This window comes from Streptomyces sp. NPDC020780, from assembly GCF_044334475.1.
Classification (GTDB): Bacteria; Actinomycetota; Actinomycetes; order Streptomycetales; family Streptomycetaceae; genus Streptomyces.
Genome location: NZ_JBIRTB010000005.1, coordinates 299,879 through 316,140 on the forward strand (window position 1 = coordinate 299,879; position 16,262 = coordinate 316,140).

A 16,262-nucleotide genomic window follows, 5' to 3' on the forward strand; every position below is an offset into this window, starting at 1 on the left:
TCGACGGAGTGGGTTCTCTGCGCGCGTCCGGTCCAGCTGCGTCGCTCAGCCGAACTCCCGCACGGTGATGCCCGAGAACGTCGCGCTGCCCCCGTCCGCGTACACCGACACACCACTGTCGCCGGACTGGAAGTACACCTGGTGGGAGAGCACGGTGTGGCCGGAGTTGACGAAGACCTCGACGCTCTGTTTGTCGACGAGGATGCGCAGGTGCACGTCGCGCGCCGCGGGGTCGATGGGTGCGTTGCTCTGGCTGTGGCTGCCGAAGGTGCAGTCCGCGCGGTCGGAGGGGCCCCGGTCCACGTAGAGGGAGCCCTGGTAGACGCCGATGTTGGTGTGCCGCTGTCCGTCCGGCGAGTTCCCGACGGACACTCCGACGTTGTTCAGCTGGTCCCAACTGATGTCGAGTTCGAGTTCGTACGCCGTTCCCTGGTACGGGAGGTCGGCGCTCGTGGACGTGGTGACGTCTGCGAGGGGGAGGGTGCGGGTGACATGGTGGCGCAGCGCCGGGACGGGCTGCGAGAGCAGCGTGTACCACCCCTCCGGCTGTCGGGCCAGGCTCAGTTGACGGACGACGGACATCTGGCCGTTGTAGCCGTCGCTGAGGTCGGTGGGGACGGTACGGGCCGCGTACTGCCAGTTGTTCATCCACGCGAGGGCGTACCGAAGGGTGTCGGGGGCCGCCGCGTCGGGCCAGGTGACGGCCGCGTACCAGTCCCATCCCCAGTCGAGCCACTGCGGATCGCGGTTGTCGCTCGTCCAGGTCGTCCCGTCCCAACTGCCGGTCCAGTACGCGTAGGTGTCGGGCAAGCCGCTGTAGTCCCCCTGGGTGCTGGCGCCGAGCACCCAATGGCGGGTGCCGTCGTCGGCGGTCATTTCGAAGAGGTCCGGGCACTCGAACCCGCCGATGTTGGGGCTCGCGTAGCCGAACACCGACGTGTGCGTCCAGTGGATGAGGTCGGGCGAGGTGTAGAACCACATGCTCTGCTGTCGGCCGATCACCGCGACCCACTTCCCGCGGGCGGCGTCCCAGTGGATCTTCGGATCGCGGAACCAGTCGTTGTGGTCGGGGTTGTCGATGACGGGCGGCCCGTAGGCGGTGAAGGTGTAGCCGTCGTCGGTCGAGTAGTAGAGGTACTGCTCCTGGTCGTAGCGGTCGCCGTCGGTGGGCTGGGTAGCGAGCACGACGACGGCGTTCGCCCCGAAACCGGCGGTGTCGGCGCTGTCCACGACACCGGATCCGGTCCATACGGGGAAGTCGGGTTGCAAGGGGATGGCGGTGCCGCGGTCGGTGAAGGAGACGTTGTCGGTCGTGGTGGCGTGCTGCCACCAGCCGGGCGCGTTGTTCTGGTCGCTGTGCAGGTAGTACAAGTGGTACTCGCCGCCCGCGTGGACGGGTCGCTGCGGGTCGCTGAGCCAGCCGGCCGGTGGCGTCATGTGGTAGAAGGCACGCAGGGATCCGGCGGCAGAGGCCGAGGCGACCGGTATCCGGGTGGCTGCGGCAGCGAGTGCGGCCACGCCCAGGGAGCGGAGCACGGTACGCCGCGAGACATGGGTCATGGGAGGACTCCTCGAAGTGTCGGTTCGGAGGCGGGCATGACGGATGAACCCCGTGGAGCGAAAGGGGCGATGGGTGGTCATGGGTGGCCCTCGGTCGCGGGTCGTTCAGTCCCGCGCGTGCGGCCTGGTGATCGAATCGCGGGGTACGGAGGGGCAGGCGACGACCAGTGGGCCGTTGCCGGCCGGCGGGTCGAGGCGGAGCAGGGATCGGACGCCGAGGCGGCCGAGTTCGTAGTGCGGCAGTGCGACCGTGGAGAGCGCCGGCCGCAGATGGGCCGCGATGACCTCCTGATTGTCGAACCCGACGACCGACAGGTCCTCGGGCACGCGCAGACCTCGGTCGCGCAGTCCGACGTAAAGGCCCATGGCCACACGGTCGTTGTGGCAGAAGACGCCGGTGGCCCGCATGGCTAGCACCTGGTCGACGGCCGCGTGGCCGCCCTCCTGGTCCGGCCGGACCTCGACGACCAGGTCCGGGTCGAAGGGGAGACCGTTCGCACTCAACGCGAGGCGATAGCCCTCAAGTCGTCCTTCCTGGGCGGGAGACGGCGTGCTGGTGTTGAGGAAGGCGATCCGTCGGTGGCCCGCGTCCACAAGCATGCGGGTGGCGTCGTGGCCGCCGGCTGTCTCGTCGGGGACCACGGCGGGCAGCGCGCCGTCCGCGCTGTAGCAGTTCACGAGCACGGTGTCCGACTCGGTCAGTCCGGCGGGCGGTTCGACGGCCCGGTGGTACCAGGTGGAGTAGAGGATGCCGCGCACCTTGTGCTCCAGCATCATTGCGATGGCGCTCGCCTCGGCGTCCCTGTTGCCCTCGGTGTTGGCGATGAGCAGGACGTAGCCGTGCCGCCATGCCTCCTCCTGGGCGCCGTGGATGATCTGCCCGGCGAACGGGGTCGACGCGATGGCGTCGGCGACCAGGCCGAGGAATCGCGACTTGCCCTTGACGAGGTTCTTCGCCATGGCGTTGGGCCGGTACCCCAGGTCGTCGATCGCGCGGCGCACCCGGGCACGCGCGTCCTGGCCGATCCTGGCACCGGTGTCGTTCACGACGTGCGAAACGGTGGACACCGACACTCCGGCGGCCTCGGCCACGTCCCGCATGGTGACGGCCCGGTGCTTGTCGCCTTCGCTCTTCATTTCCTCGTCATCCCTTGGTCGCTCCGCTCTCCAGGCCGTAGATCATCGCCTTGTTCAGGACGAGGAATACCAGCAGCAGCGGTGTGACCGTGACGCACACTCCGGCGAACGTCGCGGTCCAGTCGGTCTTGCCCATCGCTCCGATGTAGTTTTGCAGTCCGACCGGGATCGTCTTCAACCCGTCCGACAGGACAAACGTGTTAGCGAAGACGAAGTCGTTCCAGATGAAGATGCTGTTGACCATCACGACGGTGATGACGGTGTTGACCGACAGCGGAAGCGTGATGCGGGCGAAGATCCGGTAAGGACCGGCACCGTCCAGCGACGCCGCCTCGTACATCTCGCGGGGGATGTACGAGAAGAACGACGAGAACAGGTACAGGGACATCGGCAGCCCGAATCCGGCGAGTGGGATCATCATCGACAGGTACGTGTCGAGCAGACCGACCTGGGCGTAGTCGATGAACAGCGGTACGAGTGCGATCTGCACCGGTACGACGATGCCGAGCAGGAACAGGGCGCGCACGACGTCGCTGAACCGGAAGCCGAGCACCTGTAGGGCGTAGGCGCCCATCAGTCCGCACACGACGATGAGCGCGTCCGCGCCGAGTGTGACGACAAGGCTGTTGAGAACGTACCGGCCGAGGTCCGCGTGGTCGAAGGCGCGGGCGAAGTTGTCCAGCGTGAACGAGGTCGGCAGGCTGAACGGACTCGCCGAGGCGAAGTCCCGCTCGGTGCGCACACTGCTCAGGAACAGCCACACCAGGGGATAGACCTGGACGATCACGAGCAGCGCGACGAGTACGCGGGCGATGACGCGGTACACATCCGGCCGACGCCTGCCGGACGAGGCGGGGACCGGGGACGGGGCGCGGCCCGGCCGGCCGCCTGCGCGCGGGCGCACGGGGTTGAGGGTGGACATCACACGGCCTTCCGACGGAGCAGGAGGAGGACGAGACCGACGGCCACCAGGCTCTCCACGACGATGAAGACGGACATGGCGCTGGCGTAGCCGTAGTCCGTGCTGAGGAACGCGGTCTTGTACATGTAGGTCGTGGCCAGTTCGGAGGACTGACCGGGCCCGCCGTTGGTCAGCAGGTAGGGGATGTCGAAGCCCCGCATCGCGTAGGTGACAGCCATGATCGACGTGGTCAGCCACACCGGCCTGATGTACGGGAACCGGATGCGGGTGAAGATCTGCCACTGGTTGGCACCGTCGAGACGGGCCGCCTCCTCCAACTCCTTGGGGACGGTGAGCAGCGCCGCGTAGATGATCACCGTGTAGAGACCGACGAAACGCCAGCCCTCCGGGGCGGAAACCGCCGCGAGGACGGTGTTCACGTCGGACAGCCACGGCCTCTGAAGGCTGTCCAGGCCGACCAGGTCGAGGAGCCGGTTGAGGGGGCCCGCTGGGTCCATGGCGTAGATGCGCTGGAAGAGCAGGGCGATGGCCACAGTCGAGATCACGGCGGGCAACAGGTAGAGCACCTTGACGACCTCACGCCCGCGGGTGAGCGAGAGCAGCAGGCCGGCGACGACGAGGCCGCCGCCGAGCTGGAGGACCAGGCAGAAGGCCAGGTAACCGAGTTGATGGGTGACGGCGCTCCAGAAGTCGCCTTCCGTGAACATGAAGGCGTAGTTGGAAAGCCCCGCGAAGCGCATCTCGCTGATGCCGTCCCAGGTGAAGAAGCTGAGGACCAGGGACTGCACGATGGGCAGCAGGACAGCGGCCCCGTAGAGCAGGAGCGGTGGCAGCAGGAACACCGCGACCGAGAGTCTGGAGCGGGAGGGAAGCATGGCGCCTCTTCTGGGGGTCCGGTGGCTCGGTGCCCGGCGCACGCCGGCGATCGCCGTCATCGGGCATACCGCGGGGCGTTGCGGCCGATGACCTCGTCCATCCGCGCCGCGAAGGACGAGGGCGAGGTGTCGCCCTGGACGAGGAGGACCAGTTCCTGCTGGAACTTGGTGTTGGTGGTCGGGTCGAGCTGAGTGTCCCAAGGCACGGCGCTGTCCTTGCCGACGTCGTCCGCCGCGGCGACCGCACGCCGGTACAGGGGGGTCGCGTTCTTGGGCAGGGCCGTCGTGGCGTCGGTCGTCGGGGACAGCTCCCCGGAGGCGGCGTACCGGGTTGGATAGCGGGTGAGCGCGAACTTCAGGAAGTCCCGCACCAGCGGGTCGTACGTAAGGGAGTTGACGGCCATGCCGATGCCGGACGGCGTCACGAACTCGTTCGCGGCGGTGACCGAGTCCTGGGTCACCGGAAGCCGGAAGAAGTCGACGTCGTCACGGACGGATGCGTCGAGTGCGGTGGTGGCCAGGCTCGGCAGTTCCCAGGTACCGATGTTGTAGACGGCCGCCCGCCCGGAAGTGAAGAGGTTCTGCGCGTCGGCGTAGCCGACCGAGGAGAAGCCCTTCTGGAAGCATCCGGCCTTACCCAGTGCGCTCAGCCAGTTCGCCGATCGGCGACCGGCCGGGTCGCCGAACTTGGCTTCGGCGCGCTTGAGTCGGCGTACGTAGTCGGGTCCCGCGACCCGGAACGGCTGGTACGCGGCGTACCGTTCGAGCGGCCACTGGTCCTGTCCGTCGAGCGCGATCGGGGTGACGCCGACGCGGCGCAGGGCTCGGCACATCGCCGGGAAGTCGTCGAGCGAGCGCGGGGTCCGGATCCCCGCTTTACGGAAGAGCGCCTTGTTGTACCAGAAGAGCTCCGCCTGGTACTCGAACGGAATCATGTACAGGGAGCCGTCGTCGAACCGCTGGTAGTCGAGCGCCGCCGGGCGGTAGCGGTCGTACAGGCCGAGACTGCGCAGGAGCTTGCCGGCGTCCATCATCCGGCCGTGCTGCGCCAGTTTGCGCGCGAACGGCGTCGCGTCGGTGTCGAACAGTTCCGGCAGCCTGTCCGCCGCGGCCAGCGTCTCGTACTTCTGGATGTACGAGGGCCGGTCCGGGGTGGTGATGAACCGCAGCCGGAAGCCGGGGTGCGACGTGGCGTATTCGTCGGCGATCTGGCGCATGGTCCTGATCACGGCGCCGTCGGCGGGCCGGGACAGGAGCCAGGAGATCTCGCGGGGTTTCACCGCCCCTGTGGGCGCGACGTCCGAGGCGTCCACGCCGCCCGCGGCGCCGCCGCAGCCGGAGAGCGACAGTGCGAGGCAGAACGACACGGCCGCGGCAGCAGCCGGGGTGAACCATCTCCACATGGGCTTCCCTCCCTTCCTGTTGCCGGGCATGGGCTTGCCGCTCACGGGCTCGGACAGGTCCATGGCACTCACTCTCCCAAGCCCCGCACGCGGACGGACACATCGCGCAGTTCGGCGCCGCCCTCCCCCACGAAGGCCCCGAGGAGGCCGTGGGTGGCGTCGTACAGGCGGGTACTGAGCGACACCTGACGGTCGAGGGTGATGACCGCGGTGTCTCCCTCGACGATCACTTCGAGGATGTGCGTGGGACCGGACAGATCGGCGGGCCGCTCCAGTTCGAGTACGTGGGGGACGTCGCCGGAGATCTGCCACTGGGCGTCTCCGGTGCGCCGCCGGGGCCACCGGTCGAGGACCATGCGGCCGCGTCGGGGTTCGAGACGGATCGCGTACCCGTGGTCGCCGTCGGCGCTGCCGCGCAGCACGAGACCGCACTCGGTCGTGCCGGGATCGATCGCGAACTCGGCACGCACATATGCCTGGTTGGGCAGCGGTTCGGCCGACATCACGCAACGGAAGCCGTCGGGGGCGGAGAGGGACAGCCGCGGCCCGAGGCCGATGTCGCTGGTCCGCCGGAAACTGTCGAACAACTCGGCGGGCGGCGCGAAGGCGAGGGTGCCGTCCGCGTTCTGCGTAGCCTCGAGAAGGGACAGCGTGCCCGCCCACTGCCAGGCGCCGTCGTCGGTGTCGCCCTCCCGGCTGGCTATCCATCCGGCGAACACGCGCCGGCCGCCGATCTCCGCGGACTTGGCGGCGTAGAAGGCCCGGCCGTCGACGGTGTCCCGGTCAGGGGTCAGCCACGGCCCGTCCGGGCTCCTCGCCATCCGGTACCGCGTGGCGAACGACTCCGAGAACTCCGAGTAGACCAGGTACCACCACTCCCCCAGGGCGAAGACCTCCGGGCACTCGTGGGTGATGTAGCGGCGCGGGTCCCAGAACGGCTCCGTCGACTCCCATGTCACCAGGTCGTCGGACTCGCAGGCAGCGATCACACCTCGGCGCCGGTCGGCACCTTCCTTGTGGCGCGCGGCGATCAGCATCCGCCACCGGCCGCGTTCCTCGTGGTAGAACACGAACGGATCGCGCCAGTCGGCGGTCTCGTACCCGTCCGGGGCCCCGAAGGCGTGCTCGGGATGCCGGACCCAGGAGGTGAGGTCGCCGGATCCGGTCGCGTGCATGACGACTTGGAGGGGCTCGCCGTCGTCGCCGACGATCTGCGGGTTCTGCCCCGTGTAGAAGAGGTGGTACGTCCCGTCCGCGTCGCGGACCACGCTACCGGTGTACGCGTTGAAGTCGGCCTCGTCGTCGCCGCCGTGGGCCAGAGCGGTGCCCCGGTCCTCCATCCGCACCAGGTCGCGGGTGACGGCCAGAGACCAAGAGGTACCCGGCTTGGGGTGGGCCCTGCGTTCGTGCAGGTAGAAGAGATTGAGCTTGCCGTCGTGCGCGAACGGGATGACATCTCCCACCCATCCATCACTTGGCCTGAAAAACACGCTGTCTTGCACTGAGCCCTCCTGGTCAAACGCTTGAGCAGGACAGTAGGAGGGAGATGAGTGGAGGTCAAGCGTTTGAGCAAGAAAAGTAATCCCGCTGGAACGGGCCAGAAACAGTGAGCGGGGAGCATCGACCCGAGGCAGCACGTCATCGCCCCGGCTCGGCGAGCCCGGCGGCACAGTTCTCCGCGGCCTTCGCGCCGCGAGGAACCTTTCCCGGTATCCACTGCGCGCCTTGCGGCTCAACGCGCGGTGGCTGCCCTTCCACCTCTCGCCGGTGGAACGGCTCTGGCGGGGGCACTGCCTGCGCTCCGAACGGGCCTGGCCCGGGCACGGCACACGCCTCTCGACGATCCGACCTCGGCCGAGGACCTGCGACGGATACGGACCGTCGAGGACCTGAGCGCCCGCTCCTGGGCGGTGATCGGCGGCCTCGCCTGGCACTGGCAATACCAGCGAGTGACTGCTGGGGGTGGCTGGCGCCCGCCGGCCGGGCACACCGCCGGGCTCACGACCGGCTCGCCCACCTTGCACATCACGCACACCGACATAACCGCAGGTCAGGCGTCTTCCCACACCGGTTCAAGGACCGCCACGCGCTCCACGCGATGCGTCATCGAAAAAACGTCACCGATAGTCGATGTGAGAGAAACTGCAGGTAAGATAGGTTTTGCCGACTCTGCAGGCGGGCTTTCAGGGCTCAGAGCGTCAAATGAGCGTCACGGCACGCGTGTCGCGGAGCCCGCGTCCGCAGCGGTGCTCGCCCACCGGCGACCGGACCGGGTCACCCGCACGCAACACGGCATCGGCAAGCATGAACAGTGAACAACGCCTCGCACGCCTGCGGCCGACCGTCAACGGCTGCCGTACTACTCGACCAGTTCGCCGATCAGAGCGAGGAGCCCGTCGGCCCGGTTCCGGTCCTCACGCTGGTCACGCAGCCTGCGGTCAAGCTCCCGCAAGGCGGACAGGGCTGCCGGATCACGGCGCCGCACCGCGTCCAGCCACGGCGTGGTGACGAGGTCCATGCACGCGGTGAACAGGGCCCGGGTCGACGGGGCGGGAGGAGCCGGGTCGGGGGCGGCGAACCCGGTGGTCACGTACCGGACCGGGTCGGTCAGGCTCCACCCGACGACGGCGCCGTCCTGAACGAGAAGTGCCACGTCCGGGGCGATACCGACGCGTGCCTCCAGCGGCTCGTCCAGGACATCGAGGTCACGCAGACAGGTCAGTACGGCATCCTCTGGGGCACGGCAGAGCTCGGTGGTCACCTCCAAGCGGAAGTCCCGGACCTCTTCGGCGCGAAGTCCGCCCGGGTGGACGCCGGGTACGGCAGGAAGTCGGGCACAGTCCTCAGTGTCGGCAGCCTCGTGGGGCAGGCGGAACCCGGCCCCGACCAGTTCCCGGCTGTCCGGGTCGAACCGGAGCTCGTCGGGGTCGTCCCACAGCCACTCCTGGCTGCCGAAGGTGTCCCCGAGGGACTGTTGCCATTCCTTCACGTCCGCGTACTCCGCGACGCGCACACACTGGCCCCGGAAGTCGAAGCGCGGACAGATGCACAGGGGATTGCCCGTCACCGTCGCACTCCAGTCGCCGTCGAGGACGAGTCTCATCGCTCGTCACCGTACGAACCATCCACCGCCGGCCGGTTCACCTTCACGTTGCGTAATCGTCCACGTAAGTGGCGATCAAGGCGAGCAGGGCGTCAGCCCGGTGCCGGTCTTCATGCTGGGCTCGGAGGGTCTCGTCGGCGGCCCGGAGGCGGGTCAGCGCGGCAGGTTCACCGTCCACCACGTCGTCGACCAACGGCGAGGTGACCAGGTCCAGGCATTCAGTGAGCAGACGACGCGTGGCCGCGGAAGGCGAGCCCGAGTCGGGAGCGGTGTGCGCGGCGGTGAGGTACCGCGCGGGGTCGGTGATGCTCCAGCCGACGACGGTACCGTCCTGGACGAGAAGCGCCACGTCTGGTGCGATGCCGACACAGGCATCCAGGGGTCTATCGAGGACATCGAGGTCACGAAAGCAGGCCAGCACGGCATCGCCGGGAGCCCGACACAGCACCGTACACATCTCGTGGCGGAAGTCCCGGACCTCGTCCGCACGGAGCCCGCCCGGACGAACCTCGGGCAGGACGGGAACGCCGGCGAAGGTCTCGGCGTTCGCGGACACATACGGCATCTGGAGTTCGGCCCCGACCAGCTGCCGGCTGTCCCGGTCGAACCGGAAGACGTCCGGCGTATCCCACAGCCAGTGCTGGCTCCCGAAGCTATGCGCGACGAACCGCTCGCGCTCCATCACGTCCGCATAGTGCATGACGCGCACGGAGTCGCCTGCGAAGCGAGGGGTGGTGTGCAGCGGATCATCCGTCACCGTTGCACGCCAGTCGCCGTCGAACGACAATTTCATGGTCATCCCTGCCTCATCTGATCTGCACTCCCGGGGCCAGGTTGCCGAACTTGCCAGGGATTCTGCCCTCCACGATGTCCTCGTGGGTAACTGGCTTACCAGGGTCCGACGGACTGCCACCGAGCGCCCTCGCACCGGATTCCCCCTTGATGCCCGACTCTCCGTACGCCGTGATGGCCTGGCCCTGCTTGGAGCCGGGCCCATACACCACGGCAATGTCATTGTCCTTCCGAAAGAGGAAGTTTCCTGCTTGGCCCGATGACTGGTACACGGCATCGGGGCTCTTCAGAATTTCCAGGACTCGTTCGTCGGTGAAGGCGTGCCCCGTGTCCCCGTGGTAGTCGGCGTGTTTCTTGAACCCGCCGTTCTCTGCCCTCTCCACGATGCCGTCCAAGATCTTGTCGATCCGCTTCTGTGCCTTCTCCTCCTTCGGGTACTTGGGCATGAGCCCCAGCGGGTCCGACGCGGTGGTCGGGTTGTCCACGTAGCCGACGGGGTTCGGGGCGGGGGCGAGGCCGAGGGGGTCGGGGGAAACGTAGCGGCCGGTCTCCGGGTCGTAGTGGCGGAGGTAGTTGTAGTGGAGGCCGGTCTCGGGGTCGTAGTACTGGCCCGGGAAGCGGAGAGGGGTGTAGGTGCTGCCGTCGCGTGCCCATGCGGTGGTGCCCCACAGCGTGGCACGGGAGCGCCAGGCGATGTCGCCGGATTCGTCGATCAGTTCGGTGGGGGTGCCGATGAGGTCGGTGGCGATGGCGAAGAAGCGGCGGTCGATCTCGTTCTGCCGGTCGTCGGCGGTGAGGATGCGCTCGGTCTGGGCCAGGGGGGTATGGCCGCGGTGGTCCCAGGTGAGGGCGACCGTGTTCAGCTGGTCGGGTCCGTGGCTGGTCTGTTCGCACAGGGTCAGGCCGTCCCAGGTGAACCGGACCTCCTCGACCACGCTCTCACCGTCGTCCGCCATGCGCTGCTTCGCGGTGCGTCGGCCCAGCGGGTCGTAGCGGTACCTCCACCGGGTCCCGTCGGGGGTGGTCACGGAGGTGAGGCGGTTCTCCGTGTCCCATGTGTAGCGCCAGATGTCGGGCTTGCGGGAGAGGCGGGCCTTCCGACGCAGGATCACCCGGCCGAGGGCGTCGTGCTCGAAGCGCACATCGCCGGCCCGGGTGACGGTGGTGCCGGTGTAGTTGCGTGGCCCGGTGGCTTCATGGCCGGGGTGGCCGGACGGCCAGGACGCCGAGGTCTGGTTGCCGGCGTCGTCGTAGGCGTACCGCTCCGTCCATCCTTGGGCGTGGACGGCGGTGACCCGGCCAGCCCGGTCCAGGTCGAAGGTCCGAGTGCCCGTCAGCCGGTCAGCGGCGGAGGTCAGCTGACCGTCGGCGCGGTAGGAGTAGGCGCGGCTGTTGACGGTACGCCCTGACGCGGTGACCTGCTGCTCGGCCAGCCTTCCGGCCGCGTCCCAGGCAGAGGTCACGGTGACCGCGTCGCTGAAGACGCGGGCGAGTTCCCGGCCGGCCGCGTCGTGCGTGAAGTCGATCCGCCGATCGCCGCTGGTCAGGCGGTTGGGCATTCCATCGGCGCCGTAGGTGTAGGTGGTGACGTGGCCGGTGGGGGTGATTCGGCGGGTTCGGCGGCCCAGGACGTCGTAGGCATACGTGGTGGGGCGGCCGTCGACGAGTTCCGTCTTCGTGAGCCCGCGCCGGTCGTACTGGTACCGGAGTTCGCTGTCCGGTCCGGCGGCCTCCAGGAGACGTCCGGCAAGGTCGTGGCCGTAGGTCGTCACACGACCGTCGACGTCCTTGCTGATCACTTGGCCCAGTTGGTCACGCTCGAACGAGATGGTCCCGCCGAGCGCGTCAGTACGGACGGCGAGCCGTCCCGCCGCGTCCACCTCGTAGCTGAGTGTGCGGCCGTCGAAGTCGGTCTCGGAGAGGACGTTTCCGGCTGCGTCGTACTCGTAGGTCCAGGTCAGCCCCTGCGGGTTGTGGACACGGGTGAGGCGCAGCTCGGCGTCGTGCTCGAACTCGAACCGTGCGCCGTCGGGGTGGATACGGGCGAGTGGGAGGTCGAAGTGGGTGTACTCGAAGCGGGTGACATCGCCGGACGCCTCGGTGCGGGTGAGGAGGTTGCCCTCGCCGTCGTACGTCCACGTTTCCGTGGCCCCGTCGGGCCCGGTACGCCGGGCGAGCTGCCCGTCCGCGTCCCACTCGAAGCAGGTGACGGCGCCGGCCGGGTCGGTGACGCGGACCGGTCTGCCGAGGGCGTCGCGCTGGGTGCGGGTGACAGCCCCTGCCGGGTCGGTCACCTCCACGGGCAGTCCCGCCGCGTTGCACACCGCGTGTGTCGTGGCGCCGAGGGCGTCGGTGACCGAGGTGAGCCGCCCGTCGCTGTCGTAGGTGTAGCGGGTGATGGCGCCGGCCGGGTCGGTGACCGCCGTGCGGTTGCCGTGTTCGTCGAACGCGTGGACCGTGCGGGCGCCACCCGGACCGTAGACCTCGGTCGGCAGGCCGAATTGGCCACGCACGGTGCGCAGTTCGCTTCCGTCAGGGCGGACGGCGGAGATCAGCCGGTCATGCTCATCGTACGAGAAGGCGGTGGTCAGACCCAACGGGTCGGTGCGGGTGCGTGTGTTGCCGCGCGGGTCGTAGGTGAACTGGGTGGTGTGGCCGAGCGGGTCGGTGACGGCCAGGAGACGGCAACCGGGGCCGAACAGGTGGCGGGTCGCGTGCCCGTCGGCGGTGGTGAGTGTGGTCGCGTGGTGACCGGTTTCGGGGTCCGGGTCGGTGTAGGCCAGGCTGATCTGGACGTGGCCGGCCTCGCCGCCCTCCGCCACGACGCGGTCGCGGTCGTCATAGAGGTAGTCGTAGCGGCTGTTGTTCGAGTCGATCCAGGCGATGACGCGCCGACGGTCGTCATAGACGTAGGTGGTGGTGGCGCCGGACGGCTTGGTGACGGTGGTGAGATTGCCGTCCTCGTAGCCGTAGGCCATCAAGGGCAGGTCGGCGCCGTCCTCGCCCGCACCGGCCAGGGCCAGGGCAGTGACCAGGCCGTCGGCGGCCGACAGCATCACCTGGTGACCCGCCGAATGGACCAGCGCCAGAGGCAGACCGTCCTCGCCGCGGTCGATGTGGATCGTGTGGCCGTTGCGTTCGGTCACTTCTGACAGCCAGGCGGTTCCGTCGCCCCCCCGGTTCGCTGCCGGACGGCGCGGTGAAGTGGAACGTCAGGCCGCTGTCCAGGGCGGTGACCATGTAGTCGCCATCGACATCGCGGGCCAGCAGGGTGCGGGACCGACCGGTCGCCGGTGCGGTGGGCGCGCCGGGGGCCGGGTGCGGGTACGGGACCAGGAGCCCTTCGGCAGTGACGTGAAGGACGCCGACGGCGTCGATCTGTAGACGCTCGTCCACGGTGGACGTCCAGGCGGGCCCCACGAAACGGCCGACCGCACAACCCGACTCGGTGCGGCGGGTGAAGACCACCGGCAGGATGCCGGGAAGCTCGACGTCGGTCTGGGGCAGGTACATCCGGCCCGTGGCGAGGTCCACCGGATCGCCGCCCTGCTTGCGGTCGCCGTCCGGGGTGCTGTGGGTTCCGTCCGGGACGTCGTCGACCAGCTTACGGAGCCTCGCGGCTTCGGCGGCCTCCTTGATGGCGCGCACGCCCTTCACCGCGGCGCCGCCGCCGCCGGTGGCGGCGGTCAGCGCCAGGTCGGGAATCAGCCGGCCGAAGCCCTCGGCCGGGTCCTTCATGAAGTCGCCGATCATCTGCTTGCCGGTCCCGACGGGGTCGTTGGCGGCGATCACCAGCCCCGCGGCCAGGCTGTTGAGGGACGTGGCGTACTCGGCCGGGTGCGTGATGTTGTACGGGTCAAGGGGATTGACTTGCCGGATGAAGTTGAGGATCCCTGCCGTGCCCTTGATGATGCCGCCGCCGACGTGGTCGCCCATGATCTGCAACTCCTGGAGCCCGTCGCCCAGCTGCTCGGCGTACGACGGCTTCTCCGGGGCCATGTCGCGGGCGGCGCGGACCGCCGTGCGTGCGGTCTCCGCCGCCGAGTTCCGCTGCTTACGGGCCTCGGCGAGGATGTCCTGCGCCTCCTGCATCAGCTTCCTGCCGGGGTCCTCGAACGTAGCCGCGGGCATGGGAGGGAGCGAGGACGGCTTGCGTTTGTCGGCGGGCTGGGCGTTGTAGCGGTCGACGGCCGCGTTGTAATCGTCGACCTTCGCTCGGTGGGCGTCGGCGGCTTCCTCGGACGCCTTGACACCCTCCTTCCACTTATCGATCGCCGTCTGCGCCTGTCCCTGCGCCCAGGTGACGGTGTCGGCGAACGCCTCCAGTGCGCCGACCGCCTTCTCGCTGGCATCGGCGGCGGCGTACCACTTGGGCGGCTGGGTGCTCACCGCGGTGCGCAGTGCGTCGGCCGCCTCGCCCTTGAGCTGGGAGGAGTCGAGGCTCTTGAGACCGTCGCCGGTGGTATCGAAGGCCGTCTGGAAGGACCGGAGTCTTCTGGCGGTGGCGTCGAGCTTGCCCGCGCTGCCGTAGATCAGCTTGGTCTTGTCCTCGGTCTGCCCGAGGTCCATCTCGTCGACCTCGGCGCCCATCCGGTTGGCGACGGAGCGGGACTGCTCGCGGACCCAGTCCGCACCGGACTCCCAGCCGGCGTCATCCAGCCGGTCGGCGGTCCAGTTCCCCGCGTCCTCGACACGGTTGCCGGCCCACTCGACGCCGTCCTCGACGACGCTCTCGACCGAGTCGGGCGTGATGTCACTGACGAAGTCGCCGATACCCACAGTCAGTTCCCCCCGGGCTCAGTCTGCTGCTGCGCCCGCAGGGCGCGTTCCTCCGGCGACGGGCCAAAGGCGTCGTCCAGCGCCCGGTTCCACTGGTCGTCGGAAAGGCCGAGCTCGTCCTTGAGCATCTCGGACCGCTGGCCGCCCTGGCCCTCGGTCAGGACAGTGCGGCCGGTGTCCTTCCACGTCTGCTCCATCTCCTGACCGGCCTGCTCGAACGAATCGGCGCTCCAGTCCGGGTCCAGGTAATCCGGAGTGAACACGTCGCCCCAATCCTGCTGGGTGATCTCCTCCTCGGTGGCGTGCGGGCTCCCGCCCATCACCGAGTTCACGCCGACCTTGAACGTGCCCTCGATGTACTGGTCGTGCTCCCACTGGGTGCCCGCCGCAAGTCCGAGTCGGTCGGCTATCGCACTGGCGTCGCCCACCAGGGCTCGCACACCCCACTCCCAGCGTTCACAGAAGTCCTCGAAGTCGACGGACAGGCCGTGGTGCCCGGCCTCCATCCCGGTCATGGACAGCTCCGAGAAGCCCTTGCCCATCACCGAACCGGTCGACCCACCGAGTTCACCGAGCTGGTCGATCGTCGAGCCCAAGCCCTGCGTGAACTTAACGACGGACGCCTTGCCGAAGCTGAGGTCCCCACCGTCTACGCTCATCGCCCGCTCCCTTCGGAGCCCACGTCCAACGCGACAGCGTCCGGCACGATCCCGGCAGCCGGCGGGAAGAACATCGACCCGTCCTCGGTCGCAATGTCGACGGCCAACCCGGCGGGCCCGTCCAGCGACGGCACCACCTCGTCCACGATCCGGGCACCCAGCAGCGCCGCGTACTCCATGGGCCGGTCACCGGAAGCGTGGCTGAGGGCGAACCGGGCGAGCGCCGCCTCGTCGGTGAACCCGCAGACCCAGCGCACTCCACCCGACCACGCCGACCACAGTCCGCCGCCGACCACCGGCACCAGGAGGATGGAACGGCGCATCTCACCGACCAGAGCCCGCGGGTCGCCGTCCCCCGCACCCGCGGCTCCACCACCCGGACGTACGCCAGCCGCGGCCCGGTGATCAGGATCGACTACTCGGACACCAGGACCCTCGTCGCTCTCGGACCCGACGACTCCGGACGCACGCCCCCGAGCCGACGCGGAGATCGCCGAGGACTTCGTCTACAACTCGGTCGGCGACCTCACCAACACCCGCGGCTTCGCCTGTACCTACCAGGGAATCGCTGCACGAGTCGCAGGGCACCCGGAGATCGTGGAGTTGCCGCTGCACGGGGCCTGGTCTGCGCCTACTGCCCGGTTCCGGCCTGACCTGAGCAGGATGCGTGAGGCCCGGGCGCACGCCCGGGCCTCACGTCGTCGAACGTCGGAAACGGGGACCCAGGCCGACAGGCGCTTGGCAATGACCGGTACATCGACGTGGTCCTGCGCACCCAGCCGGAGACGTCCGTGAGGTTGAGACTCCCGATTCGAGCGTCGTACGAGCGTCAAGAATCTCCGAACAAGCTCCTGAGAGCATCGCCGCTGCAAGCGTCTTCCTGATGAATTCGCAGCTCAGACGTCTAAAGGGTCGAGCCGTCAACTCGACCCGCCCCCCGGTGGGAAACATGTCGAGCGCATCCCGCCATGCCTGAGAACCCCGGGAAAACTGCAGGTCAGAGCCCCTTTGCAGCAGGCTCCAGAATCGCGA

At 68.7% G+C, this 16,262-nt stretch carries 10 protein-coding genes and 1 pseudogene; all 11 read right to left on the reverse strand.

Going from position 1 to position 16,262, the window contains the following annotated elements:
• Positions 1–45: 45 nt before the first annotated feature.
• The gene (locus ACH4VO_RS12005) at positions 46–1,560 is read right to left on the reverse strand and encodes a glycoside hydrolase family 32 protein (protein ID WP_360988072.1); all 1,515 of its coding nucleotides are present in this window, start codon (positions 1,558–1,560) and stop codon (positions 46–48) included.
• 105 nt (positions 1,561–1,665) lie between these two features.
• A complete protein-coding gene (locus ACH4VO_RS12010; protein WP_360988074.1) occupies positions 1,666–2,697 on the reverse strand; it encodes a LacI family DNA-binding transcriptional regulator in 1,032 nt (343 codons plus the stop codon).
• A gap of 7 nt (positions 2,698–2,704) precedes the next feature.
• The gene (locus ACH4VO_RS12015) at positions 2,705–3,619 is read right to left on the reverse strand and encodes a carbohydrate ABC transporter permease (RefSeq protein ID WP_360988076.1); all 915 of its coding nucleotides are present in this window, start codon (positions 3,617–3,619) and stop codon (positions 2,705–2,707) included.
• Positions 3,619–4,494, reverse strand: a complete 876-nt coding sequence (locus ACH4VO_RS12020) for a sugar ABC transporter permease (protein WP_360988077.1) — start codon at positions 4,492–4,494, stop codon at positions 3,619–3,621. The genes ACH4VO_RS12015 and ACH4VO_RS12020 overlap by 1 nt, the downstream gene beginning before the upstream one ends.
• A gap of 56 nt (positions 4,495–4,550) precedes the next feature.
• Entirely contained in the window at positions 4,551–5,960 is a 1,410-nt protein-coding gene (locus tag ACH4VO_RS12025) for an extracellular solute-binding protein (protein WP_360988079.1), read from the reverse strand.
• Positions 5,961–5,965: 5 nt separating this feature from the next.
• Entirely contained in the window at positions 5,966–7,963 is a 1,998-nt protein-coding gene (locus ACH4VO_RS12030; protein WP_360988081.1) for a family 43 glycosylhydrolase, read from the reverse strand.
• Between the two features lie 293 nt (positions 7,964–8,256).
• On the reverse strand, positions 8,257–9,000 hold the full coding sequence (locus tag ACH4VO_RS12035; RefSeq protein ID WP_360988083.1) for a hypothetical protein: 744 nt from the start codon (positions 8,998–9,000) through the stop codon (positions 8,257–8,259).
• A 43-nt stretch (positions 9,001–9,043) separates the two neighbouring features.
• Positions 9,044–9,799 (reverse strand): hypothetical protein, encoded by a 756-nt coding sequence (locus ACH4VO_RS12040; protein ID WP_360988085.1) that lies wholly within the window; start codon positions 9,797–9,799, stop codon positions 9,044–9,046.
• Between the two features lie 7 nt (positions 9,800–9,806).
• Positions 9,807–14,571, reverse strand: a pseudogene (locus ACH4VO_RS12045) (putative T7SS-secreted protein).
• 2 nt (positions 14,572–14,573) lie between these two features.
• Positions 14,574–15,230, reverse strand: coding sequence for a hypothetical protein (locus tag ACH4VO_RS12050; protein WP_360988087.1), 657 nt, complete (start codon positions 15,228–15,230; stop codon positions 14,574–14,576).
• Positions 15,227–15,553 (reverse strand): SseB family protein, encoded by a 327-nt coding sequence (locus tag ACH4VO_RS12055; protein ID WP_360988089.1) that lies wholly within the window; start codon positions 15,551–15,553, stop codon positions 15,227–15,229. Before ACH4VO_RS12055 ends, ACH4VO_RS12050 begins: the two co-directional genes overlap by 4 nt.
• Positions 15,554–16,262: the final 709 nt, after the last annotated feature.

Bases quoted from the DNA above. Each gene is read 5' to 3' on its own strand.
- ACH4VO_RS12025 (WP_360988079.1), bottom strand. From the start codon at position 5,960: ATGGACCTGTCCGAGCCCGTGAGCGGCAAGCCCATGCCCGGCAACAGG.
- ACH4VO_RS12020 (WP_360988077.1), bottom strand. From the start codon at position 4,494: ATGCTTCCCTCCCGCTCCAGACTCTCGGTCGCGGTGTTCCTGCTGCCA.
- ACH4VO_RS12040 (WP_360988085.1), bottom strand. From the start codon at position 9,799: ATGACCATGAAATTGTCGTTCGACGGCGACTGGCGTGCAACGGTGACG.
- ACH4VO_RS12035 (WP_360988083.1), bottom strand. From the start codon at position 9,000: ATGAGACTCGTCCTCGACGGCGACTGGAGTGCGACGGTGACGGGCAAT.
- ACH4VO_RS12015 (WP_360988076.1), bottom strand. From the start codon at position 3,619: ATGTCCACCCTCAACCCCGTGCGCCCGCGCGCAGGCGGCCGGCCGGGC.
- ACH4VO_RS12050 (WP_360988087.1), bottom strand. From the start codon at position 15,230: ATGAGCGTAGACGGTGGGGACCTCAGCTTCGGCAAGGCGTCCGTCGTT.
- ACH4VO_RS12055 (WP_360988089.1), bottom strand. From the start codon at position 15,553: ATGCGCCGTTCCATCCTCCTGGTGCCGGTGGTCGGCGGCGGACTGTGG.
- ACH4VO_RS12010 (WP_360988074.1), bottom strand. From the start codon at position 2,697: ATGAAGAGCGAAGGCGACAAGCACCGGGCCGTCACCATGCGGGACGTG.
- ACH4VO_RS12005 (WP_360988072.1), bottom strand. From the start codon at position 1,560: ATGACCCATGTCTCGCGGCGTACCGTGCTCCGCTCCCTGGGCGTGGCC.